Here is a 21,118-nt window from a genome sequence, read left to right as displayed (position 1 = left end):
AGCACCCGCCGGAGGTCGTCATGCGCACCCGTCCCGCACCCGCCGTTCCCGACGTCCTGCCCGAGCTGCGGGCGGGCAAGCATCGTCGCCCGGAGCAGGGCGGCTGCCTCATGGAGTGGACGAGCCTCCTCGCAGGGGAGCGCTGGAGCGACCACCCCGCGTGCACCCACCCGTTGCTGGCGCACCTCGCACGGTCGGTGAACGACATCGTCGACGACGGGGGCCGCGCCGACCTGGCGCGTCTGGTCCCGGACCTCGTCGGTACGACGAGCGACGACCCGTCGTGGGAGCTCGAGATCGCCGACGTGACCGCCAGGCACGCCCTCCCGGTCGCCCGCGCGGAGGACGCGCGAGTGCTCGTCGTGGCGCTCCTCACGATCGACCGGCTCCTGGAGCCGTTCGACGGGCGCCCGCCGGGGATGCGTCGCCGCACGACCGTCGACGCGCTCGCCACGGTGCCGCGGGTCGCGGAGTGGGCCGAGCGGTTCACCGAGGAGATGGGCCGCCCCCGGCGGACCCGCGAGCTGCCGCGGAGCGTCGTCGACGTGGCGCTCGCCGCGGCGAGCGCCGGAGCGACGTGCGACGACATCCTCGTCGCGATGCTCGTCGACGCGGTGGCGACGTGCCGGGCTCTCGTCTCGCCGTCGCCGGACGGGTCCCGGCGCCGTCCCGCGGCTGCGCTCGTCTGACGGTGCCCGCGTCCTGTGCGACGCATCGGTCGACCGCGCCCTGACGTCGCGTCCGCAGCGGTGGCCCCAGCGACGCCCTGACGCGACCGAGCGCTCTGCGCCGCCGGCGTCCGGCCCGTCACCGCTGGTCGCCCGGAGGGCCTCCGTTCTTTCACCCGGCCCCTCACCCGGTCCCAGCGAGCCGGGGTACGGCGGCCGAGCGTAATGTCGGATTCGTCGGATGTGTGCGGTGAAGAAACTGGGGGCGCGGCCTCCTTGCCGAACACACACGGCATCGCCTCCGAGGGTCGAACGGTGCGTTTCGCGTGCCCGAGGCAACCCGACCCGCTCGCGGGACTCGACCCGGTCGTCGGGAGCGCGTGTCCGTGGCGGCAGATCTCAAAGGGGAGAGAACTGTGAAAAGAATGAAGTGGTGTGCGGCGGCGACTGCCGGCGTGCTCGGGGCCGTCATGTTCGGCGCTCCTGCATTTGCTGCTCCGGCCTTCGCCGACGACCCGGCCCCTGTGGTGGCCGAGGAGACAGCTGCGGCTCCCGCGGCACCGGACCCTGTCGCAGAGCCCGAGGCCGCACCTGCGGCAGCGGAGCCGGTGGCGGAGCCCGCTCCCGAGCCGGTGGTCGAGGCCCCGGCAGCCAAGCCTGCCCCTCAGGCCGCCGCGGAGGCGCCTGCCGCAGCTGCGGCTACCCGGCTTGCCCCCGAGGCCGCCGCGGAGGCGCCTGCCCCCGCTGAGGCTGCCGGGCTGGCCCCCCAGACCACGTGGACGCCCAGCGAGGGCGTGATCCTTTCCGAGTGGCACACCTGGAAGTCGCCCACCTTCGCGCCGAACGCCCACAGCAAGTACGACGTCGGCTGGCCGCAGACCTACGTGGGTGCGGGCAAGATCCCTCCCACGACGTGCGGGACGACTTACCAGCAGGACCTCTACAAGGGCACCCGCGCCCAGATCGACGCCCTCCTCGCGGATGGCAAGCTCACGGGGCCGAACCCGCCTGAGGACGCCAACCTCGTGCAGCGGTGGTACTGGGTCTCCACGGCCCCGTGCGTGCCGACGCCGGTGGCTGTGCAGTTCGACGTGGCGCCCGCCCCGCCCACCTGTGACGCGGCCGGTTCTCTCAACACCTCCGTGTTCCCGATCGACCGCGTGGGCTACGTCCTCACGGTGGACCGCTCGTTCAACGGTCCGGGCACGTACACCATCACGGCCACGGCGAAGGCCGGGTACCAGTTCAGCGGGGCGGGCAACCCCACGGTGCGGACCGCGACCGTCGTCGTTCTGGGAGCCACCGGCTACCAGTCCACCAACCCTCACGCACCGTGCTACACCCAGCCGCCGGTCTGCAAGGACGGTCGCCTGCCCGTGTGGCACACCTGGACCGGCGGGCCCGTCACGTCTGCCCCGGCTGTTGGCGCTGCGGGCTGGCACGCCACCAGCGGCAACCCGCAGTCGGCCAACCACGCCCTCGCCAACCACCAGGCCGGCGTGCCGTACTTCGTCAGCCACGGCGGATCGGGCAAGGGGGACTGGTTCCTCTGGACCTACGAGGACTGCGCGCCGACGTACGGCACGGCGACCGCGTCGTGGACGACGACCCCGCCGACCTGTGACGACCGGGACGGCTCCGGCCTGCTCGCCTACGAGCACGCCACTCTGACGAGCGCCACTCTCAACGGGGCCAACTACCCGAACCTCGGTGAGTTCCCCAAGGGCGTGCACCCGAACCCGGCTCCCTCGGGCAGCCACTGGACGCTGACCTTCACGGCGGACTCCGGCTACCGGTTCGCCGGCAATGCCACCACCAAGACGATCACGTTCGACGTGCCCTCCTACAAGACGGACGCGGACTGCACGGCGACCGCGTCGTGGACGACGACCCCGCCGACCTGTGACGACCGGGACGGCTCCGGCCTGCTCGCCTACGAGCACGCCACGCTGACGAGCGCCACGCTCAACGGGGCGAACTACCCGAACCTCGGTGAGTTCCCCAAGGGCGTGCACCCGAACCCGGCTCCCTCGGGCAGCCACTGGACGCTGACCTTCACGGCGGACTCCGGCTACCGGTTCGCCGGCAATGCCACCACCACGACGATCACGTTCGACGTGCCCGCCTACAAGACGGACGCGGACTGCACGGCTACCGCCTCGTGGACGACGACCCCGCCGACCTGTGACGACCGGGACGGCTCCGGCCTGCTCGCCTACGAGCACGCCACGCTGACGAGCGCCACGCTCAACGGGGCCAACTACCCGAACCTGGGTGAGTTCCCCAAGGGCGTGCACCCGAACCCGGCTCCCTCGGGCAGCCACTGGACGCTGACCTTCACGGCGGACTCCGGCTACCGGTTCGCCGGGAACGCCACCACCACGACGATCACGTTCGACGTGCCTGCCTACAAGACGGACGCGGACTGCACCACCGTGTACCCGGTCCCGGCGTTGTTCAACGCCGAGCCCACCGGTCCGAGCTGCACGGCACCTGGTGCCCTGCCGACCGGGCTGGACGGCGTGTTCGCCAACATCACCGTGGCCGTGACGCCGACCGGTGTCGCCGGTCAGTTCATGATCACGGTGACGGCGAAGCCGGGTGTCACGCTGGCTGGTCTCGACGCGACCAAGTGGACGATCGATGCGTCCAAGACCGTGGCGACCAGGACCATCACCTTGGCCGCTGCCACCGGGTTCCAGGGCACGAACCCCGCGGCTCCGTGCTTCCAGGCGACGCCGCCCACCACGACGCCGCCCACCACGACGCCGCCGACGGTGACGCCTACCAACCAGGTCCTGGTCGCGTCGACCCCCGTGCCGGCGACCGCGTCGACCGCGGTTCTGGCCGCGCCGACGACGTCCTCGTCCACTGAGGTCCTGGCCGCAACCGGTGCCGGCAACCCGCTGGCCCTGGCTGTCCTCGCACTGCTCGTGCTGCTTCTGGGTACGAGTGGTCTCGTGGTCGCGCACCGCCGCTGACCGCACCGGGAGCGGGGGATCGGGCCTCGGCCCGGCCCCCGCTCCGTCATGTCGGCACGGAGGTCACGTCGGATCCTCCCGGGGCAGCGTGTAGCGCAGGAAGCCCGTGGTCCTCGCCCACGTCTCCCCGCGCACCCGGGCGGTGATCACCGGGTCGCCGCCGTGCCGGAAGGTGACGCCCGGCCCGGGGCCGAGGCTGGTAGAGGCGCCTCCGGGCGGTCCGGCGATCATGTGCCCGACGTGCTCGAGCACCACGTTCGCCCACGGGTACGGGTGGCCCGCGGCGCGCAGGCGGTCGGCGGCGACCCGGCTGTACGCCGGCGAGTCCCACATCTGGTCGTCGCCCGCGGCCACGAGCAGGACGCCGCCGCGGATGCGCTCGACCGGGATGCTGATGCGGTCGAGCGCGTCGGGGTCCGTCGGCAGTGCGCTGAACCCGTCGCGCAGCGAGACGGGTTCGTGGCGTTCGATGGCCCCGACCAGCTCGGGGGTGACGTCGTAGGGCAGGAAGGGGAGCGGCTCGCCGTCGACCGTCCAGGCAGGGCCGGAGGTCTGCAGGATCGCGTCCAGCCGGCCGGCCCGGTAGTCGATGCCCTGCGTGACGACGCCGCTGCCGACGACGCTGACCACGGACCCGACGCGGTGGTCGCGGCTCCCGACCAGCAGCGCCGCCTCGCCGCCGCGGCTGCCCMCGAGCAGCCCGATGGAGCCTGGTGCGAAACCCTGCGCCTCGAGCAGGTCGAGCGCCCGCGTGAAGTACTCGAGCGGCACGTCGACGAGGACGGACGGGACCCCCGGTGCGCCGAAGTAGGCCAGGGCGAGCGCGGCGAAGCCCTCCTCCGCCAGCGCGACGGCGTCGCGTTCGTGCAGCCCGCCCTCGGACCCGCCGATCACGACGACCGCGCGCTTGGCGCCCGACGCCGGTCGGGCCAGCACGCCGGCGATCCCGTGCGCACGGCAGATGGCACGGTCGCGGATGACACGGCTCGTGGTCCGGCTCATGCCGCGCACCCTAGCGGTGCTGGCCCCGGTGGCCCCTGGGCAGGCGGCAGGTGCGCCCGGCGCGCGGGAGCCAGGCGCCGCACGCGGTGCCGATCGGGTCGAGCGCGGCCACGGGGACGTCGACACCCGCGTCGGCATCGGCCGCCGTGCCCGGCTCCGCGACGAGGTCCAGCAGCTCCGTGGCGACGTAGACCGTGCGGGTGCGGTCCGCCTTCTTGTCCGGCCGGAGCACCCCCGCGGCGGCCAGCGACTCCAGCGCGTTGCGCGCGGCGACGTCGGTGACCTCGAACCTCGCCGCCACGGACGCGGCGTCGAGCACGGGGTGCGTCGGGAGGTCGGCGACGAGCCGGTGCGCGACCCCGCGCCGGACCCGGCCGGTCGGGGACCGGTCCCGCAGGTACGCGTCGAGGGTGTCGGTCTGCCGGTCCTGCCACGCCGTCACCTGGCCCGAGAGCCGGAGCGCGTCGTCGGCCGCGGCGGTGACCGCCTGGGCGATCACGGTGACGATGGCCGCGCCGCCGTCGCCGCGGCGGAACGTGTCGAGCGCGGCGTAGTAGCGCGCGCGGTCGCGGAACAGGGCCGTGCTCACCGGCAGCGTGATCCGCGGGGCGACGCCGTAGCGGGCCAGGACGGTGCCGATGAGCACGCGTCCCGCGCGGCCGTTGCCGTCGGCGAACGGGTGGATGGTCTCCAGCTGGGCGTGCGCGAGGGCGGCGGCGAGCACGGGCGGGTGCCGCCGCGAGGACAGGTAGGCGTCGAGGTCGTCGAGAAGACCCGGCACGAGGTCGTGCGGCGGCGCGTTGTAGTGCGCCTCGAGGGGTGTCCGGCCGCCGATCCACACGGGCTCGGTGCGGACGCCCGCGTGCCGGGGCGCGATCAGGCGCTGGAGCTCGACGACGTCCCACACCAGCGACAGGTCGGGGTCGAGGGCGCGCAGCACGGACGACCGCACCGCCTGCAGGTTTCGGGCGACCGTGACGGCGGAGTCCCGGCCGCGGGCCACGAAGTCGGCGACGGCGACCGCACGAGGCGTCGGCTCGTACCCCTCGATGAGCGACGACGCCGCGGCCTCCGACCGCACGAGGAGGTCGCCGACCTGCCCGAGCCCCGCGTGCGCGACGAGCTCACCCGCCTGCCGGGCGCGGGTCTCCGCCTCGTCCAGGAGCTGCGTGACGTCCGCGGGGAACGCCGCGTCGTGCTCGAGCAGGGAGTCGGGCACGAAGGCCTGGTAGGTGCCGGCGCGGGTGTACCGGCGCGGGACGCCGTCCGTCGTGCGCGGCGTCCACTGCTGCGTGACGTAGTGGCCCATGCGCACCTCCCCGGGGGCGTCGTAAAGTTGACTCCGATGCTACTCGGGGAAAGTTTATCGGGTCAGCCCAGGGCGAGCCCGTCGACCACCTCGACGCCGGGCGCCCGCGCGAGGAGCGCGCCGGGCAGCGCGATCTTCGACCGGCGCACGCCGCTGCCGATGATCACCGTCGGCCCGACGTCGAGATCGTCCTCGGCGATGCGGGCGTCGACCAGCACGCGGTAGCGGCCGGGCAGGCCGAGCGGGGTGATCCCGCCGTACTCCATGCCGGACTCCTCGACGGCCCGGTCCATCGGCAGGAACGACGCCTTCCGGACGTCCAGCAGCCGCTTGACCGCGTTGTTGACGTCGGCGCGCGTGGTGGCGCGCACGACCGCGGCCGCGACGCGCTCCTCGCCCTCGCGGCGGCCGGCGACGAGTACGCAGTTGGCCGATGCCGCGGGCGTCAGCTGGTACGCCTCCGTCAGTGCCGCCGTGTCCGCCAGGTCGGGGTCGATCTCCGTGACCAGGACGGCGTCGGTGACCTCCGGGTCGTGCGTGGACCAGGCTGTGATCGCGGCGAGGGTGGACGGAGCGAGGAGGTCGGGGTGGTCGAGCGCGCGCACCCAGGTCAGCGTGCCGAGGCTCACCGCTGGTAGGTCCCGACGAGGACCGCCCGCGCGAGCGTGTGGAAGATGACCGCGGTGTTCGCGGCGCCCGGCATCGTGTCCGGCCCCAAGCCGAGGGAGGGCACGTCGAGGGCGTGCACGACGAAGAAGTACCGGTGCACCTGGTCGCCGGGCGGGGGAGCGGCGCCGACGTAGCGGGCCTCGCCGTCGTCGCCGCGCAGCGCGAACGCCCCGGCGGGCAGGTCGGCCCCGGTGGCCAGCGAGGTGGTGGTCGCGGGGACGTCGACGGCCGTCCAGTGCCACCAGCCGGCGGGGCCGGGGGCGTCGGGGTCGAAGCAGCTGATCAGGAACGACTGCGTGCCCTCCGGGAAGCCCTCCCACGACAGCTGCGGCGAGACGTTGCTGCCGGCATCGGTGTTGGTGTGCACGTCGGGGAGGCGCTCGCCGTGCCGGAAGTCGTCGCTGGTCAGCGCGAAGTCGGCGACGGACGGGAGCAGCGAGTAGGGGTCGGGGGCGACGGGACGGGTGAGGTTCACGGCCATGGGCGACATCATTCCGCGGGGACCAGCGGCGCGCGCGGGGTCGGCTCGGGTTCGCGTCGCCCGATGATCGCCCGCGCGGGCAGCAGCCGGTCGATGCCGACGAGCGCGAGGCCGAGGACGAAGAAGCCGATTCCGTAGACGAGCACGTTGAGCAGCAGGCCGCCGTAGCCCAGCTCGGAGACGTCGATGAAGCCGTACGGGTAGTCGCTGCCCGGGCTCAGCACGCCGCGGAGGGTGGTGAACGCGCAGTACGCCACCGGGTAGAGGAGCCAGTACGCCGCGTTGCGGATGCGCAGGCGGCGGTGCGGGACCATCAGCAGGTAGTGCACGAACGCGGCGATCGGCGTCAGGCGGTGCACGAGCTGGTCGTGCGTGAGGCCGAGCGCGATGACCTCCTCGCCGGGCGGGGCCGGGTCGAGGATGAGGTACGACACCAGGCCGGTGATGAGGATGAAGAGGGTCACCGCGCCGAACAGCCAGGGCGCGGGCTCCGTGCGCCGGGCGAGCACCGCGATGCCGCCCCAGAGCATGACGACGGCCAGCAGCAGGTTCGACTGGTTGGTGAAGTAGACGTAGTCCTCGAGGTCGAACGTCACCCCGGCGCTGGGCGCCCAGAACAGCGCGAGGAAGGTGATGGCCGCCAGCGCGAGGCGGTAGATCCCGACGACGACTCCCATGGTGCCTCCGTGCTGATGGTGTTCCAGCCGGCCACGCTGCCGGCGACGAGAACATAGCCGAGACCTGCGACATCGCGCCCGCGGGCACGCCGCCGGTCCTGTACGAGGGTGACCTGGATTGACACCGTCGGGGATGTCGGCGTGTACTGAGATACTTCGAACAGATGTTCGATGAAGGTCTCGAGAGCACCCTCTCATCGGCCGATCGAGGGGAGGTCCGCATGACCGTCGACACCATGTCCCGGGAGGACCGGGTCATGCTCGCACGGGCCGCTCTCGCACGCGCCGAGCAGCGCACCGGGGCACGCAGCGTGCTGCCGCTCGGCGGGCTCGCGGCGACCGTGCGGACCGCTCCGGAGGTCGCCGCCGTGGTCGCGTTGGTGCCGGACCTGCCCGACGAGCCCCCGGAGCCGCCGACCACGGGGATCATCACCAGCGAGCGCCCCCCGATGGCCGTGCCGCCGCCCCTGGTCCCGATCCTGCCCGAGGGCCTGCGCCGCGGCGGCACCACGGTGGTCACGGGGTCGACGTCGCTGGTGCTGGCCATGCTCGCGCACGCGTGCGCCGGCGGGGCGTGGGCGGCCGTCGTCGGCCAGCCGACCATCGGCCTGCTCGCGGCGTCCCAGGCGGGCGTGTCGCTGGACCGGCTGGCCGTGGTGCCGCGGCCGGGTCTCGAGGCGCCGACTGTGGTGGCAGCCCTGCTCGACGGGGTGGACGTGGTGGTCGTCGGCCCGGACGTCGCCCTGTCCGACGCCGAGCGCCGCAAGCTGTCCGCGCGGGCACGGGACCGCGGGTCCGTGCTGCTGTCGACCGTCGACTGGCCCGGCGCGGGTGTGGTGCTGACGGTCGAGTCGGGCCGCTGGACGGGGATCGACGCCGGCGAGGGCAGGCTGCGCACGCACGAGATCCGGCTGGTGCGCACCGGCCGGGGGAGCGCGGCGGTGCCGCGCGCGCTCGACCTGACCCTGCCGATCGGCTCCGAGCCCGTGCCCGCCCCGTCGGTCGAGGCGCCCGCACCCGGTCTGAGGCTCGTCGGATGAGCACGCGCACGACCGTCCTGTGGGTCCCTGACTGGCCGGTGGTGGCCGCGGCGACGGTCGAGGAGGTCCCGCCGCACCAGCCGACCGCCGTGCACGACGGGCGGCAGCTCACCGCGGTGTCGGCGCTCGCCCGCGCGGAGGGTGTGCGCCGGGGGATGCGGCGTCGGCAGGCGCAGGGCGTCTGCCCCGAGCTGGTGCTGCTGGCGGCGGACGACGCCCGCGACGTGCGGCTGTTCGAGCCGGTCGCGGCGGCGGCCGAGACCGTGGTGGCGGGCATCGAGGTGGTCCGCGCCGGGATGCTGCTGCTGCCCGCGGGCGGCGCCAGCCGGTACCACGGCTCCGAGGACGCCCTGGCGGAGAAGCTCATCGACGCGGTCGCCACCGGGTCGGGGTACGAGTGCGCGGTCGGCACGGCGGACGGGCTGCTGGCGGCCGTACTGGCTACCCGGACCGGTGCGGTGGTGCCGCCTGGCGCGTCGGCGGCGTACCTGGGCCCGCGCGGCGTGAGCGAGCTGGTGCACGCGGCGGTCACAGACGAGGCGGCCTCCGCGGTGGCGGAGCTGGTCGACCTGCTGCACCGCCTGGGGCTGCGGACGCTCGGGCAGCTCGCCGCGCTGCCGCCCACGGACGTGCACGCCCGCTTCGGTCGGCTCGGCGCCTGGGCGCAGCTGCTCGCGCGCGGGGACGACGAGCGGCCGCCCGCGCGCCGGCGGCCGGAGGCGGACCTCGAGGTGGCCGCCGACCTCGACCCGCCGCTCGACCGGGTCGACTCCGCGACGTTCGCGGGGCGGCGCCTGGCCGAGGAGCTGCACGCGCTGCTTGTCCAGCACTCGGTGACCTGCGGGCGCCTGCAGATCGCCGCGCGCACCGACGAGGGCACCGACCTGGTGCGGACCTGGCGCACGGACCTCGGCGGGTGGGGCGGGCTGACCCCGGCCAGGATCACCGACCGGATCCGCTGGCAGCTGGAGGGCTGGCTGGCCTCGAGCGCGGTCGAGACCGCCCGGGCGCGGGCGGCCGACGACCCCGCCGCGCGTGCCCGCACGCGGGCGGCGCGGGACGCCGTCGCGTCCGGTCGGGACCCCTGGGCGCACGACGACCTGCCGACGAACCCCTGGCCGGACGAGGACTCGCGGTCCGTCACGCTGGTCYACCTCGCGGTCACCGCCCTCGACGTCGCGCCCGCGGGGGCCGAGCAGGGCCGGCTGTGGGGCGGCCCGTCCGGCGGTGACCTGCGCGCGCACCGCGCGCTCGACCGGGTGCAGGGGATCGTCGGCGGCTCGGGGATCCTCGTCGCCACCCTGCAGGGCGGGCGTGACGTGCGGGACCAGGTGCACCTGCGGTCGTGGGGCGAGCAGACCGAGCCGGCGCGGCCCCTGGACCGGCCGTGGCCGGGGAGGCTGCCCGACCCCGCGCCGGCGACGGTGCTCGACCCGCCCCAGCGGGTCGACGTGCGCGACGCCGCCGGGGTGCCCGTGGTGCTCGACGTGCGCAGCGGGATGCGCGGCGAGCCGGCCTGGGTGCGGTGGCTGCCGCGCGAGCCGGACGACGCACCAGTGGCCGCCAGGCCGTCTGGTGCCCGCGGGCGACGGGCGGAGGGTCGTCGCCGGGTCGAGGCGTGGGATGTCGCCGTCGAGCGGGTGCGGTCCGCTGATGACGGGACCGGCTCGCCCAGCGCGGTGGTCGGGTGGGCCGGGCCGTGGCTGTTGAGCGAGCGCTGGTGGGCGACGGCCGACGACCGCCCCGGGCTGCGCGCGCACCTGCAGGTGATGTTCGACGACGGCCGCGCGGTGCTGCTGGCCTGCACCGCGAGCGGGTGGACGTGCGAGGCGACCTATGACTGAAGGGGCTTTTCCGCGCTACGCCGAGCTGCACGCCCACTCCGCGTTCAGCTTCCTCGACGGCGCCAGCCAGCCCGAGGAGCTCGCGGCCGAGGCGTCGCGGCTCGGGCTGCGCGCGCTCGGGCTCACCGACCACGACGGGCTCTACGGCGTGGTCCGGTTCGCGCAGGCGGCCAAGGCGGTCGGGCTGCCCACGGTGTTCGGTGCCGAGCTGCACCTGCCCGCGCCGGACGGGCGTCGACACCCGCGGGAGAAGGCGCGCGCCACCCCCGGGCCGCCGGTGCTCGACCTGCCCACCGGCGTCCCGGACCCGCGGGCGTCGCACCTGCTCGTCCTCGCCCGCGGGCCGGACGGTTACCGCGCCCTGTCCCGCGCGATCGCCGAGGCGCACCTGCGGACGGGGCAGAAGGGGGCCGCGGACTACCGGCTCGAGCAGCTCGCGGAGACCGCCGCGGGCCAGTGGCTGGTGCTCACGGGATGCCGCAAGGGGTCCGTGCGGCGCGCGCTCGCGGGCGGGGACCCGTCGGGCGTCGCCGGGGTCAGCCCCGCCGGGGTCGCGGCCGCGAGGACCGAGCTGGACCGGCTCGTCGCGCTGTTCGGGCAGGACAACGTGGCCGTCGAGGTCACGGCGGCGGGCGACCCGTACGACTCCGACCGCGCCGACGCGCTCGCGCACCTCGCGGCCGACGCCGGCCTCCCGCTCGTCGCCACCGGCAACGTGCACTACGCCACGCCGCGCGACGCCGACCTCGCCGCGGCGCTCGCGGCGGTCCGCGCCCGCTCGTCGCTGGAGGACCTCGACGGCTGGCTGCCCGGCGGCCCGATGGCGCACCTGCGGTCGGCCACCGAGATGCTCGCGCTGCACCGTCGGCACCCCTCGGCGGTGGTGACCGCGGCCGACCTGGCTGACGAGTGCGCGTTCGACCTGTCGCTCGTCGCTCCCCAGCTGCCGCCCTACCCGGTGCCCCCGGGCCACACAGAGGCCACCTGGCTGCGTGAGCTGGTCCGCCGCGGCGCGCTCGAGCTGTACGGGCCGCCGGAGACCGAGAAGGTGCCGGGCGCGTACGCACAGCTGGCGCACGAGCTGCGGGTCATCGAGGACCTCGGCTTCCCGGGGTACTTCCTCGTGGTCTACGACCTGGTCGACTTCTGCCGCCGTAACGGGATCATGGCGCAGGGCCGCGGCTCGGCCGCCAACTCCGCGGTCTGCTACGCGCTGCGGGTCACCGCGGTCGACGCCGTCCGGCACGGGCTGCTGTTCGAGCGGTTCCTCGCCCCCGAGCGCGACGGGCCGCCGGACATCGACGTCGACATCGAGTCGGCGCGGCGCGAGGAGGTCATCCAGTACGTCTATGAGAAGCACGGACGTACACATGCCGCGCAGGTGGCCAACGTCATCTCCTACCGGCCGCGCTCGGCGGTCCGGGACGCCGCGCGGGCGCTCGGGTACGACGCCGGGCAGCAGGACGCGTGGGCGCAGTCGATCGAACGGTGGGGGAGCCTGCGCTCGACCGCGCCGACCCCGTCGCMCGAGAAGCCGTCCGCCGGGCCTGGTCGCAAGGCGCGCCCGCACGTCGACCACACAGGACCGGTGCCCACCACCGCGCGCGAGGACCGCCGACGCACGCAGGCGTCGATGTGGGGCAACACGTGGGAGCCGCCCTCGGCGCTGCGCGCCCCGAAGGGCGTGGACACGCCCGGCCTGGCGACCGCCGACGGGCACGACGTCGTCCCGGCGATCCGGCCGCCGGCGGCCAGCGACCTCGACGAGATCCCCGAGCAGGTCATCGACCTGGCCGACCGGTTCCTGCGGCTGCCGCGCCACCTGGGCATCCACTCGGGCGGGATGGTCATGTGCGACCGGCCGGTCATCGAGGTGTGCCCGGTGGAGTGGGCGCGGATGCCGGGCCGCACGGTGCTGCAGTGGGACAAGGAGGACTGCGCGGACGCGGGGCTGGTGAAGTTCGACCTGCTCGGGCTGGGCATGCTCACCGCGCTGCGCATCGGGTTCGGGTTCGTGCACGAGCACGAGGGCAGGGAGCTCGACCTGCACGGGCTGCCGGCCGAGGACACGCGCGTGTACGACCTGCTCAGCGCGGCGGACACCGTCGGGGTGTTCCAGGTGGAGTCGCGCGCGCAGATGGGCACCCTGCCGCGCCTGCAGCCGCGCACGTTCTACGACATCGTCATCGAGGTCGCGCTCATCCGCCCCGGCCCCATCCAGGGCGGCTCGGTGCACCCGTACATCGAGCGCGCGCACGGCCGCCAACCGGTCACGTACCTGCACCCGCTGCTGGAGAAGTCGCTGGCCAAGACCAAGGGCGTGCCCCTGTTCCAGGAGCAGCTGATGCAGATGGCCATCGACGTCGCCGACTTCACGCCCGCCGAGGCCGACCAGCTGCGGCGGGCGATGGGGTCCAAGCGGTCGACCGAGCGGATGGAGGCGATGCGAGGGCGGTTGATGTCCGGCATGGCCGGGCACGGGATCGACGAGAAGACCGGGGCGGAGATCTTCGACAAGCTCAAGGCGTTCGCCGACTTCGGGTTCCCCGAGTCCCACGCCTACTCGTTCGCGTTCCTGGTGTACGCCAGCGCGTGGCTGAAGGTGTACCACCCGGCCGCGTTCTACGCGGGGCTGCTGGCCGCGCAGCCGATGGGCTTCTACTCGCCGCAGAGCCTGGCGGCCGATGCGCGCCGGCACGGCCTGGAGGTGCTGCGCCCGGACGTGCAGGCGTCGGATGCGCTGGCACGCGTCGAGCGGCTGGGCCCAACGCCCGACGGTGGCGAGCCGCTCCTCGTCCCCGCGCCGAGCGGCACCGGTCCGGTCACCGCGCCGGGGGTGCGCACGGGGGACGGGACACGTTCCCTCGCGGTCCGGCTGGGGCTCTCGTCGGTCCGGTCGGTGGGGGAGGACGTCGCGCAACGGGTGGTCGACGAGCGCCGCGCGCACGGCCCGTTCGCCGACCTGCGCCAGCTGGTCCGACGGGTGCAGCTGTCGACAGCGCAGCTCGAGGCCCTCGCCACCGCCGGCGCGCTCGACAGCCTGGACGTCACGCGCCGGGAGGCGCTCTGGGCGGCCGGCGCCCTGGCGCAGGAGGGTCCGGACACGCTGCCGGGGGTCTCAGTGGGGGTGAGTGCGCCGATGCTCCCCGGGCTCAGCGACGTGGAGATCGCCACCGCGGACGTGTGGGCGACGGGCGTCTCGGTCGACTCCTACCCGACGCAGTTCGTCCGCGACGGGCTCGACGCGGCGGGGGTCCTGCGGGTCGAGCAGGCGTACACCCACGAGATCGGGCGGCGGGTCGCCGTCGCCGGCGTCGTAACCCACCGGCAGCGGCCGGGCACCGCGGGCGGGATCACGTTCCTGTCGCTCGAGGACGAGACCGGGCTGCTCAACATCATCTGCTCGGCCGGGTTGTGGCAGAAGTTCCGCAAGGTCGCCCGCACGTCACGGGCGCTCGTCGTCCGCGGTCGCCTGGAACGGTCGGACGGCGCGACCAACCTGGTGGCCGAGCACCTGAGCGCGATGTCGCTGAAGGTCCGGACGGCGTCGCGGGACTTCCGGTGACGCTCAGGCCTGGGTGACGGCCTCGTCGTCGTCGAGCTGCTGGACGTCGTCGACCGGCTCGACCTCGTCGTCCGCCGACTCCTCGTCCATCGGCGGGTCCAGCGTCCGCAGCCGCGCGAAGATCGCCCAGCAGACCGCCACGAGCGGGACGGCGATGACCGCGCCGAGGATCCCCGCGGTCAGGGTTCCCGCGGTGACGGCCAGCGCGATGATCACCGGGTGCAGCGCCACCTGCTTGCCCATCACGATCGGCTGCAGGAAGTGCCCCTCGAACTGGCCGATCAGGGCGATGCCGGCACCGACGAGCGCCGCCGACAGCAACCCGTTCGCGGCGAGCGCCACGATCATCGCCACGACCATCGCCAGCGGAGCGCCGATCAGCGGGATGAACGCACCGATGAACACCAGCACCGCGAGCGGGGCAGACAGCGGCACCCGAAGGATGGTCAGCAGGATGAAGGCCAGGATCCCGTCGGTGACCGCGATGATCACGGTGCCGCGCGTGTAGCCGGAGAACGTGTACCAGCCGGCGCCGCCCGCGGTCTTCCAGTTGTCGCGCACGCGAGCGGGCAGCTGGTTGAGGAACCACGTCCACATCTCGCGCCCGCGCGCCAGGAAGAACACGGTGCAGAAGATGGCCAGCGCGAGCGCGGTGAACACCTCGACCACGGAGCCGGCTCCGGCGGCCGCCTGGCCCGCCAGGTCACCGGCGTGCTCCTGCACCCACTTCTGGCCGTTGCTGATCCATTCGGCGATCTGGTCGTTCGTGATGGTGAACGGCAGGTTCCCGCTCTCCAGGAAGTCGGTGATCTGCCCGATGCCGTCGCTGAACTGCTCGGTGAGGTCGGTCCACTGGTTGGCGATCGAGTACCCGACGTACGTCAGGAGCCCCAGGAAGAAGACGATGCCGCTGAGGAGTGCCAGGGCGGTCGCGAGCCCGCGGGGCATCGACCGGGCGAGGAAGTCGACGAGCGGCCGCAGGACCGCGGTGAACACGCACGCCAGGAACAGCGCCACGAACAGCAGCTGCACGCGACCCGTGACGTAGAAGATCAGCGCGACCATCGCGATGACGACCAGCAGCCGCCACGAGGTGCCCGCTGCGTTGCGCAGCCATCGCGGAGCGGTGTGCTCGACCCCGTACGCGCTCGGGTTGCGCCGCGCGCCGGCGACCTTGCGCGCCGATGGGGTGGACGTGGTCCGTCCGGTCGAGCTGCTGGCGTCGGTCATGGGGCTCCCTGCATCACAGCCGGTGACGGCCGGTCCCGGCGTCTGCGGCAAGTCTGCCTCGCACGCGCGATGCGTGCCCGGGCGCCGCGCCGTGCTATCTTTTCTGCCGCACCTGAGGGCGCCTCCGGGTGCCCTGCGGTCCACCTGTCCGGGTGGCGGAATGGCAGACGCGCTAGCTTGAGGTGCTAGTGCCCGAAAGGGCGTGGGGGTTCAAGTCCCCCTCCGGACACTCGTTGAGACAGCGACGAAATTGCCCCTGATCTGCGGAGACGCGGATCGGGGGTTTTTTCGACCTGGAGCTCGGGACCTCTGGCCCTGGTCCCCGGTGGTGGCGCGACGACGATGGAGCTATCGGTCACCGACGAGGGTGACCGCCTCGATCGGGAGGACATCATGACGCGCGTGCTGGTCGCCTACGGGAGTACCCGAGGCGGCACCGAGGGTGTGGCGGAGACAATCGGCGAGGACCTGCGTGAGCACGGTCACGATGCCGTCGTCCGACCTGCCGCCGAGGTCGAGGGGCTCGCCGACGTCGACGCGGTCGTCGTCGCGGGTGCGCTCTACGCGGGCCGTTGGCACAAGGATGCGCGCCGGTTCGTCCGCCGCCACGCGCAGGGGCTGTCCGAGGTCCCGGTCTGGCTCGTCGCCACCGGTCCGCTCGACGCGACCGCGACGACGGGGGACATCCGGCCCGTCGGCCACGTGCGCGAGGCCGCGAAGCAGATCGACGCACGCGGGACGATGACGTTCGGCGGGCGGCTCCTGCCGGATGCCACCGGGTTCCCGGCCTCCGCCATGGCGAAGAAGATGGCCGGCGACTGGCGTGACACCGAGCAGATCGCCCGGTGGGTGGACGGGATCGACCGGGAGCTCGCGAAGTAGCGCGCCCGAACACCGGCCGCCCGAGCGGGGGGACGTCGACTGCCGCTTCCAGCACGTCCGCCGTGCGGTCAGTCGTCGATCTCCTCGACGCCCCGGCTGGCGAGGTCGGCCAGGTGCGCCCGCATCGCCGCGAGCTGCTCGGGCGGGTGCCCGACCCAGTCCTCGAGCTCGCCGACGACCCGCACCGGCTCCCGGGTCCGGTAGGACCGCGTCGGGTTGCCGGGGAACCGCTTGTCGGTGACGTTGGGGTCGTCCTCGAGAGGCCCGGTCGGCTCCACGATGTAGATCCGGCCCGGGCCATCACCCTGTGCCAGCTCCGCGCCCCACGTCGCCGCGTCGAGCGTCGCGGTCACGTAGACGTGTCCCGCCGTCCGACCGCCGCCGAAGTTCGACGGGCGGCCGGGTTCCAGCAGGTCGCCCACGGCGAGGTCCGCCTTCGTGCCGTGGAGGTAGGCGCCCGAGGGGTGGACCTCGAAGGGTGTCGGTCCGTTCGTCATGCGCCCCCCAGGGCGTTCGTGCCGAGCGGTCGGTCGAGGATTGTCGCGAGCCGCTCGACCTCGGCTGCCACCGCCTCCCGCGGGACCGGCAGGGTGTCGGGGAACCAGGTCACGACGACCTCGTCGCCGGCCCACGACCAGGTGCCGCTGACGACGCCGCCGACCAGGGCGACGTTCGCCCCGCGGCTGACTTCGCTGCGGTGAGCCGGCGGCACGACGTGCCGGTCGGCCGTCCCGGGACCGAGGACCCACTGGTCGTACCGGGGAAGGAGCCGGACCGCGCTCGACGGCGACGTCGCGACCAGCGCGTCGGCGTCGTCGCGCAGGACGAGGGCCGCCGCGCCGTCGATGTCGACCTCCGTGAGGCGGCCGCCGACGTCGGCGAGCCAGCTCCGGATGCGCTTGCGGGCGGCGCCGAGCCCCTCGCCGAGCCAGTACTGGAGGTGGTCGGGCGTCGTCGGGCCGTACGCCCGGACGTAGGACTCCACGGCGTGCCGCCCGGCCTCGTCGACGTCGACAAGGCCGGTCCAGCGGGGGTTGGTGTCGAGGCGCTGGAAGGTCGACTGCCCGTCTCGTGGCGGACCGAAGCTCAGGTCGCCCTGCCAGCCGAGCGGCTTGAGCAGCGTCCAGGTGACCTCCAGGCCGCGGAACGCGGGGTGCGCGGTGACGGCCGCCGTCAGCTCGGCGAACGTGAGCGGCCCGTCGGCGAGAGCATCCCGGACCACGCCACGGAAGGCCGGCCAGTCGGACGGCGCCAGGCCGTAGTAGGCCTGCCAGTTGGGCAGCTCCCACATCCGGCTCGAGGCCCGCAGGGCCAGGTACGCGCCGGCGTCCTCGGGCGTCATGAGGTGGACGGCACCGCGGAAGGCGAACGTCATGATCAGCTCGCCGTCGGCCAGGGCGCGCGTGACGTCGCCCGGCCTCGGGCTCTGGCGCCGGATGCCGACGGCGAGCTCGACGGCGGTGTCGTGCTGGGCCGGGACCGCGCCCAGCGTGCGCACGACGTCCGCGGCCGAGCCGTCGCCGACCGGCTCGAGCAGCTGTCGTCGCAACCGCCAGGCGAGGGCCTGCGGCCAGCCGATCGACACCTCAGTCCTGACCGGCGCCCGGGACGTTGTCGGTCACGTCGTCGTACGACGCGGCGCTGGGCAGCTCGCTCGGCGCGTAGATCAACCGCACGACGCCCGTCGGGAAGATGTCGGAGCTCACCAGCCGCAGCGGGTAGATGGGCTCGCCCTCGTCGAACAGCCGCTCGCCGCGTCGGGCGGCCACCGGGTGCACGAGCAGTCGCAGCTCGTCGATGAGGCCCGCGGCGAGCAGCTGGCGGACCACGGAGATGGACCCGGCCACGAGGATCTTGCCCACGCCGGGCTCGGCCTTGACCGCCGTGATCGCCTCGACGAGGTCGCCGCGGACCGCCTCGGCGTTGCGCCAGCCGAGGTCCTGGGACCCGCGGGTGGCGACGATCTTGCGGAGGTCGCCGAGCTGCACGGCGAACGTGGCGTCCGGGCCGCCGGCGGTCTCGCGGCCCGGCCACGCCCCCGCGAAGCTGTCGTAGGTCACGCGCCCGAGCAGCAGCACGTCAGTCCCCTCGTAGTCCTCGCCCACGGCGGCACCCATGTGGTCGTCGAAGTAGGGGAAGTGCCAGGTGGGGTCGATCTCGACCACGCCGTCGAGGGAGATGAACAGGGTCGAGACGATCGTCGCCATGGGTCCTCCACTCAGCGCGACCGCACCGCGCGGCCGCTCGAGACGATCAGACCGCATCCCACCCACATCCGTACAGGACCGGCGAGCTCACCCCACGAGCACGGAGGCGAGGAACGCGCGCAGGTCGGCGGCGAGCTCCTGCGGCCGCTCGAGGGCGGGGACGTGGCCGCCCCGGGGGTGCTCGGCCCAGGAGGCCAGGCGCCCGTCGGGGTCGAGGATCCGGCGCATCAGCGGTTCGTCGCCGAACGCGACGATGCCCAGCGGCCGGTCGTGCCGCCGACCCCAGGCGGCCGGGGCGTGCGCCGCCTCGTACAGCAGGTTGGCTGCGCCGAGGTTGAGGGTGCCGGCGGCGTACGGGACCACGGACGGCTCCGACGAGGCCCCGCTGAGCAGCACGCGCGGCCCGTGCGCCGTGATGGTGAAGGTCATGTCCACCGGGCGTCGGCGGACGCGAGGTAGGTGGTGTCGCGGGTGCGCCAGACCAGGTCGACGAACGGCGACGGTGAGGTCCTCTCCTCGTAGAGGAAGCTCATGCCCCACGAGCGAAGACCGACCGGTGTCCGGGAGGACCGCGGGGTGCACGCCGCGAGCTCAGGTGGTGCTCTCTGTGTTCTGGGCGTTGTGGGGGATACGGTCGGTCCGTCGCATTTCACGCGACCTTTCCGGACGGACCAAGGAGCACTTCATGTCGGACGACCAGCCCACTGACGTCGTCGCCGCCCTCAGCGACGGCGCCTACACACTCTTCGTGGCCGACTTCTCGGACACCGACACGGCGTGGGCGGCCTACGAGACCCTCACGTCGGTGGCGGACGGCAAGACCCTCGACATCCAGGGCGTCATCGTCGTCAAGCGCGACGCGGACGGCAAGCTCGAGATCCAGAAGGCCACGGACCACAGCACGCGCCGGGGGCTGACCTGGGGCGTCGTCGGTGGCGTCGCGCTCGGCCTGATCTTCCCGCCGTCGATCATCGGCAGCGCGGCCGTCCTGGGTGCGGTGGGTGCGGCGACCGGCAAGGCGCAGGAGCTGCACCACCGCAAGGGCCTGAGCGAGGAGCTGCAGGACACGATCGCGCCGGGACACTCCGGCATCGTCGCGCTCGTCTCCGACCCGGGTGCCGTCGCGATCCGCGAGGCGCTCGACAAGGCGGACGCCATCGTCGAGAAGGCCATCGACAAGGTCGAGGCGGACGAGATCAAGGCGGCGGCCGACGAGGCGCAGGCCGAGGCGAAGTAGCTGCGCTGGCGGCGTCCGGGTCGGGGAGTCACGATCGTGAGGTGCCCAAGACGACCCGATCCGGCGCCGCCAAGCAGAGCGAGCTGCCGAGCACCCTGCAGCGTTCCGACGAGAAGGCGCAGCGAACGTACGCGCACGCGTACGACGCGGCGATCGAGCAGTACGACGGCGACGAGGAGCGCGCCCACCGCGTCGCGTTCGCCGCGCTGAAGCACACGCACGAGAAGGTCGGCGACAGCTGGCGGCCGAAGCAGGAGTACGGCCCGTCGGACCAGCGCGCCGAGGAGGGGTTCGGCTCGACCGCCCCGACGGCGGGCGGCGTCGACGCCAACGCGAGCAAGGCGCACCTGTACGACGTCGCGAAGGAGCTCGGGATCGCCGGGCGCTCGCGGATGAGCAAGGACGAGCTCGTCGCGGCGATCGAGAAGGAGAACGACCGGCGCAGCCGGCAGGCCCTCGCGTGACGGAGCGGATGGTCGACGTCGCCGCCGGCGTGCGCCTGTGCGTCGACGTCCAGGGCGCGGGCGAACCGCTGGTCCTCGTGCACGGCGCCGGCTGCTCCCTGGTGCACTGGCCCGACGGGCTGGTCGAGCTGCTCGGTCGGCGGCATCGCGTGCTGCGGTACGACGCCCGCGACCAGGGTCGGTCGACGACCTGGCCGGCGGGTGCGCCGGACTACGGGATGCCCGACGTCGTGGCGGATGTGCTCGCGCTGATGGACGACGAGGGGTTCGACCGCGCGCACGTGCTGGGAGTGTCGGGCGGCGGCGTGATCGCGCAGCTGCTGGCTCTCGATCGGCCGGATCGCGTCGCTGCGCTCACGCTGGTGAGCAGTACGCCGGGCTCGGACGGCCTGCCGGGGATGTCACAGGAGATGCGGGAGTTCTTCGACGGTGGGACGCGGGAACCCGACTGGGCCGACCGCGATGCCGTCGTCGCGCACCTCGCGGAGCTCGAGCGGCCCTTCCAGCGCGGGGGCTACGACGAGGACCTGGAGCGCGTGATCGCGGAGCGGACGGTGGACCGGTCGCGGGACCTGCGGGCCAGCACCACCAACCCGTACCTCGTCGACCCCGGTCCGCCCTGGCGGGACCGGCTGGGCGAGATCGCCGCGCCGACGCTCGTGGTGCACGGCGCCGACGACCCCGTGTTCCCGCTCCCGCACGGCGAGGCGCTGGCCCGTGAGATCCCGCACGCCGAGCTGCTGGTGATCCCCGACGCCGGCCACGGGGTTCCCCCGCAGCGCGCGTGGCCCCAGCTGGTCGCTCGGGTCGAGGCGCTGACGTCACCGACCTGAGCCTGATGTTCGCGGACTGCACGCGCACT

The 21,118-nt window shown here is 73.8% G+C and carries 19 protein-coding genes and 1 tRNA gene; 10 read left to right on the top strand and 10 right to left on the bottom strand.

Features of this window, described 5'->3' with window-relative positions; genetic code table 11:
* Positions 1-20 precede the first annotated feature (20 nt).
* Positions 21-689 carry a hypothetical protein gene (locus AC1DYZ_RS12850; RefSeq protein ID WP_477065579.1) on the top strand — a complete coding sequence of 223 codons (669 nt, stop codon included), beginning with the start codon at positions 21-23 and terminating at the stop codon, positions 687-689.
* 404 nt (positions 690-1,093) lie between these two features.
* Positions 1,094-3,649, top strand: coding sequence for a hypothetical protein (locus AC1DYZ_RS12845; protein WP_477065578.1), 2,556 nt, complete (start codon positions 1,094-1,096; stop codon positions 3,647-3,649).
* A 63-nt stretch (positions 3,650-3,712) separates the two neighbouring features.
* Here AC1DYZ_RS12845 and AC1DYZ_RS12840 read toward each other — a convergent pair whose 3' ends face one another.
* The 5 genes from AC1DYZ_RS12840 to AC1DYZ_RS12820 all read right to left on the bottom strand — a co-directional run bounded on the left by AC1DYZ_RS12840 (position 3,713) and on the right by AC1DYZ_RS12820 (position 7,787).
* Positions 3,713-4,651, bottom strand: a complete 939-nt coding sequence (locus tag AC1DYZ_RS12840) for an acyl-CoA thioester hydrolase/BAAT C-terminal domain-containing protein (protein WP_477065577.1) — start codon at positions 4,649-4,651, stop codon at positions 3,713-3,715.
* A gap of 10 nt (positions 4,652-4,661) precedes the next feature.
* Entirely contained in the window at positions 4,662-5,960 is a 1,299-nt protein-coding gene (locus tag AC1DYZ_RS12835) for a Fic family protein (RefSeq protein ID WP_477065576.1), read from the bottom strand.
* Positions 5,961-6,022: 62 nt separating this feature from the next.
* Complete coding sequence (locus AC1DYZ_RS12830) at positions 6,023-6,589, bottom strand: YbaK/EbsC family protein (RefSeq protein ID WP_477065575.1); 567 nt, start codon at positions 6,587-6,589, stop codon at positions 6,023-6,025.
* On the bottom strand, positions 6,586-7,110 hold the full coding sequence (locus AC1DYZ_RS12825; RefSeq protein WP_477065574.1) for a YbhB/YbcL family Raf kinase inhibitor-like protein: 525 nt from the start codon (positions 7,108-7,110) through the stop codon (positions 6,586-6,588). The genes AC1DYZ_RS12830 and AC1DYZ_RS12825 overlap by 4 nt, the downstream gene beginning before the upstream one ends.
* 8 nt (positions 7,111-7,118) lie before the next feature.
* Positions 7,119-7,787, bottom strand: coding sequence for a Pr6Pr family membrane protein (locus tag AC1DYZ_RS12820; RefSeq protein WP_477065573.1), 669 nt, complete (start codon positions 7,785-7,787; stop codon positions 7,119-7,121).
* Between the two features lie 221 nt (positions 7,788-8,008).
* Between AC1DYZ_RS12820 and AC1DYZ_RS12815 the strand changes: the two genes are divergently transcribed.
* The 3 genes from AC1DYZ_RS12815 to dnaE are packed head-to-tail and all read left to right on the top strand — an operon-like array spanning position 8,009 to position 14,236.
* Positions 8,009-8,827: a hypothetical protein gene (locus AC1DYZ_RS12815; protein WP_477065572.1), complete on the top strand. Its 819-nt coding sequence runs from the start codon at positions 8,009-8,011 to the stop codon at positions 8,825-8,827.
* Positions 8,824-10,671 carry a Y-family DNA polymerase gene (locus tag AC1DYZ_RS12810; protein WP_477065571.1) on the top strand — a complete coding sequence of 616 codons (1,848 nt, stop codon included), beginning with the start codon at positions 8,824-8,826 and terminating at the stop codon, positions 10,669-10,671. The genes AC1DYZ_RS12815 and AC1DYZ_RS12810 overlap by 4 nt, the downstream gene beginning before the upstream one ends.
* Positions 10,664-14,236 carry a DNA polymerase III subunit alpha gene (gene dnaE / locus AC1DYZ_RS12805; RefSeq protein WP_477065570.1) on the top strand — a complete coding sequence of 1,191 codons (3,573 nt, stop codon included), beginning with the start codon at positions 10,664-10,666 and terminating at the stop codon, positions 14,234-14,236. Before AC1DYZ_RS12810 ends, dnaE begins: the two co-directional genes overlap by 8 nt.
* Positions 14,237-14,239: 3 nt before the next feature.
* Here dnaE and AC1DYZ_RS12800 read toward each other — a convergent pair whose 3' ends face one another.
* Positions 14,240-15,466 carry an AI-2E family transporter gene (locus tag AC1DYZ_RS12800; RefSeq protein WP_477065569.1) on the bottom strand — a complete coding sequence of 409 codons (1,227 nt, stop codon included), beginning with the start codon at positions 15,464-15,466 and terminating at the stop codon, positions 14,240-14,242.
* A gap of 146 nt (positions 15,467-15,612) precedes the next feature.
* On the opposite strand from AC1DYZ_RS12800, the gene AC1DYZ_RS12795 reads away from it, so the two are divergent.
* Positions 15,613-15,695: transfer RNA gene (locus AC1DYZ_RS12795), tRNA-Leu, on the top strand.
* A gap of 113 nt (positions 15,696-15,808) precedes the next feature.
* On the top strand, positions 15,809-16,348 hold the full coding sequence (locus AC1DYZ_RS12790) for a flavodoxin domain-containing protein (RefSeq protein ID WP_477065568.1): 540 nt from the start codon (positions 15,809-15,811) through the stop codon (positions 16,346-16,348).
* 68 nt (positions 16,349-16,416) lie between these two features.
* Here AC1DYZ_RS12790 and arr read toward each other — a convergent pair whose 3' ends face one another.
* The 4 genes from arr to AC1DYZ_RS12770 all read right to left on the bottom strand — a co-directional run bounded on the left by arr (position 16,417) and on the right by AC1DYZ_RS12770 (position 18,984).
* Entirely contained in the window at positions 16,417-16,845 is a 429-nt protein-coding gene (gene arr, locus AC1DYZ_RS12785) for an NAD(+)--rifampin ADP-ribosyltransferase (RefSeq protein WP_477065567.1), read from the bottom strand.
* A complete protein-coding gene (locus AC1DYZ_RS12780; protein WP_477065566.1) occupies positions 16,842-17,933 on the bottom strand; it encodes a winged helix DNA-binding domain-containing protein in 1,092 nt (363 codons plus the stop codon). Before AC1DYZ_RS12780 ends, arr begins: the two co-directional genes overlap by 4 nt.
* Position 17,934: 1 nt before the next feature.
* Positions 17,935-18,555, bottom strand: a complete 621-nt coding sequence (locus tag AC1DYZ_RS12775; protein WP_477065565.1) for a dihydrofolate reductase family protein — start codon at positions 18,553-18,555, stop codon at positions 17,935-17,937.
* A gap of 87 nt (positions 18,556-18,642) precedes the next feature.
* Positions 18,643-18,984, bottom strand: a complete 342-nt coding sequence (locus AC1DYZ_RS12770; RefSeq protein WP_477065564.1) for an alpha/beta fold hydrolase — start codon at positions 18,982-18,984, stop codon at positions 18,643-18,645.
* Between the two features lie 256 nt (positions 18,985-19,240).
* Between AC1DYZ_RS12770 and AC1DYZ_RS12765 the strand changes: the two genes are divergently transcribed.
* From AC1DYZ_RS12765 to AC1DYZ_RS12755, 3 genes are read left to right on the top strand one after another with little or no spacing between them, the layout of a single operon-like run.
* Positions 19,241-19,792: a DUF1269 domain-containing protein gene (locus AC1DYZ_RS12765; protein ID WP_477065563.1), complete on the top strand. Its 552-nt coding sequence runs from the start codon at positions 19,241-19,243 to the stop codon at positions 19,790-19,792.
* A 41-nt stretch (positions 19,793-19,833) separates the two neighbouring features.
* Complete coding sequence (locus AC1DYZ_RS12760; RefSeq protein ID WP_477065562.1) at positions 19,834-20,256, top strand: ChaB family protein; 423 nt, start codon at positions 19,834-19,836, stop codon at positions 20,254-20,256.
* Complete coding sequence (locus AC1DYZ_RS12755; protein WP_477065561.1) at positions 20,253-21,089, top strand: alpha/beta fold hydrolase; 837 nt, start codon at positions 20,253-20,255, stop codon at positions 21,087-21,089. Before AC1DYZ_RS12760 ends, AC1DYZ_RS12755 begins: the two co-directional genes overlap by 4 nt.
* The last annotated feature ends 29 nt before the right edge of the window (positions 21,090-21,118 follow it).

The organism is Cellulomonas sp. P1_C4 (assembly GCF_056406355.1).
This window is presented reverse-complemented; position numbering and strand designations above follow the sequence as displayed.

What these genes read in the sequence shown, in the direction of transcription:
- AC1DYZ_RS12770 (WP_477065564.1), bottom strand. Translation starts at nt 18,984, where the DNA reads ATGACCTTCACCATCACGGCGCACGGGCCGCGCGTGCTGCTCAGCGGG.
- AC1DYZ_RS12825 (WP_477065574.1), bottom strand. Translation starts at nt 7,110, where the DNA reads ATGGCCGTGAACCTCACCCGTCCCGTCGCCCCCGACCCCTACTCGCTG.
- AC1DYZ_RS12850 (WP_477065579.1), top strand. Translation starts at nt 21, where the DNA reads ATGCGCACCCGTCCCGCACCCGCCGTTCCCGACGTCCTGCCCGAGCTG.
- AC1DYZ_RS12765 (WP_477065563.1), top strand. Translation starts at nt 19,241, where the DNA reads ATGTCGGACGACCAGCCCACTGACGTCGTCGCCGCCCTCAGCGACGGC.
- AC1DYZ_RS12775 (WP_477065565.1), bottom strand. Translation starts at nt 18,555, where the DNA reads ATGGCGACGATCGTCTCGACCCTGTTCATCTCCCTCGACGGCGTGGTC.
- AC1DYZ_RS12835 (WP_477065576.1), bottom strand. Translation starts at nt 5,960, where the DNA reads ATGGGCCACTACGTCACGCAGCAGTGGACGCCGCGCACGACGGACGGC.
- AC1DYZ_RS12800 (WP_477065569.1), bottom strand. Translation starts at nt 15,466, where the DNA reads ATGACCGACGCCAGCAGCTCGACCGGACGGACCACGTCCACCCCATCG.
- AC1DYZ_RS12815 (WP_477065572.1), top strand. Translation starts at nt 8,009, where the DNA reads ATGACCGTCGACACCATGTCCCGGGAGGACCGGGTCATGCTCGCACGG.
- AC1DYZ_RS12845 (WP_477065578.1), top strand. Translation starts at nt 1,094, where the DNA reads ATGAAGTGGTGTGCGGCGGCGACTGCCGGCGTGCTCGGGGCCGTCATG.
- AC1DYZ_RS12820 (WP_477065573.1), bottom strand. Translation starts at nt 7,787, where the DNA reads ATGGGAGTCGTCGTCGGGATCTACCGCCTCGCGCTGGCGGCCATCACC.
- arr (WP_477065567.1), bottom strand. Translation starts at nt 16,845, where the DNA reads ATGACGAACGGACCGACACCCTTCGAGGTCCACCCCTCGGGCGCCTAC.
- AC1DYZ_RS12790 (WP_477065568.1), top strand. Translation starts at nt 15,809, where the DNA reads ATGGAGCTATCGGTCACCGACGAGGGTGACCGCCTCGATCGGGAGGAC.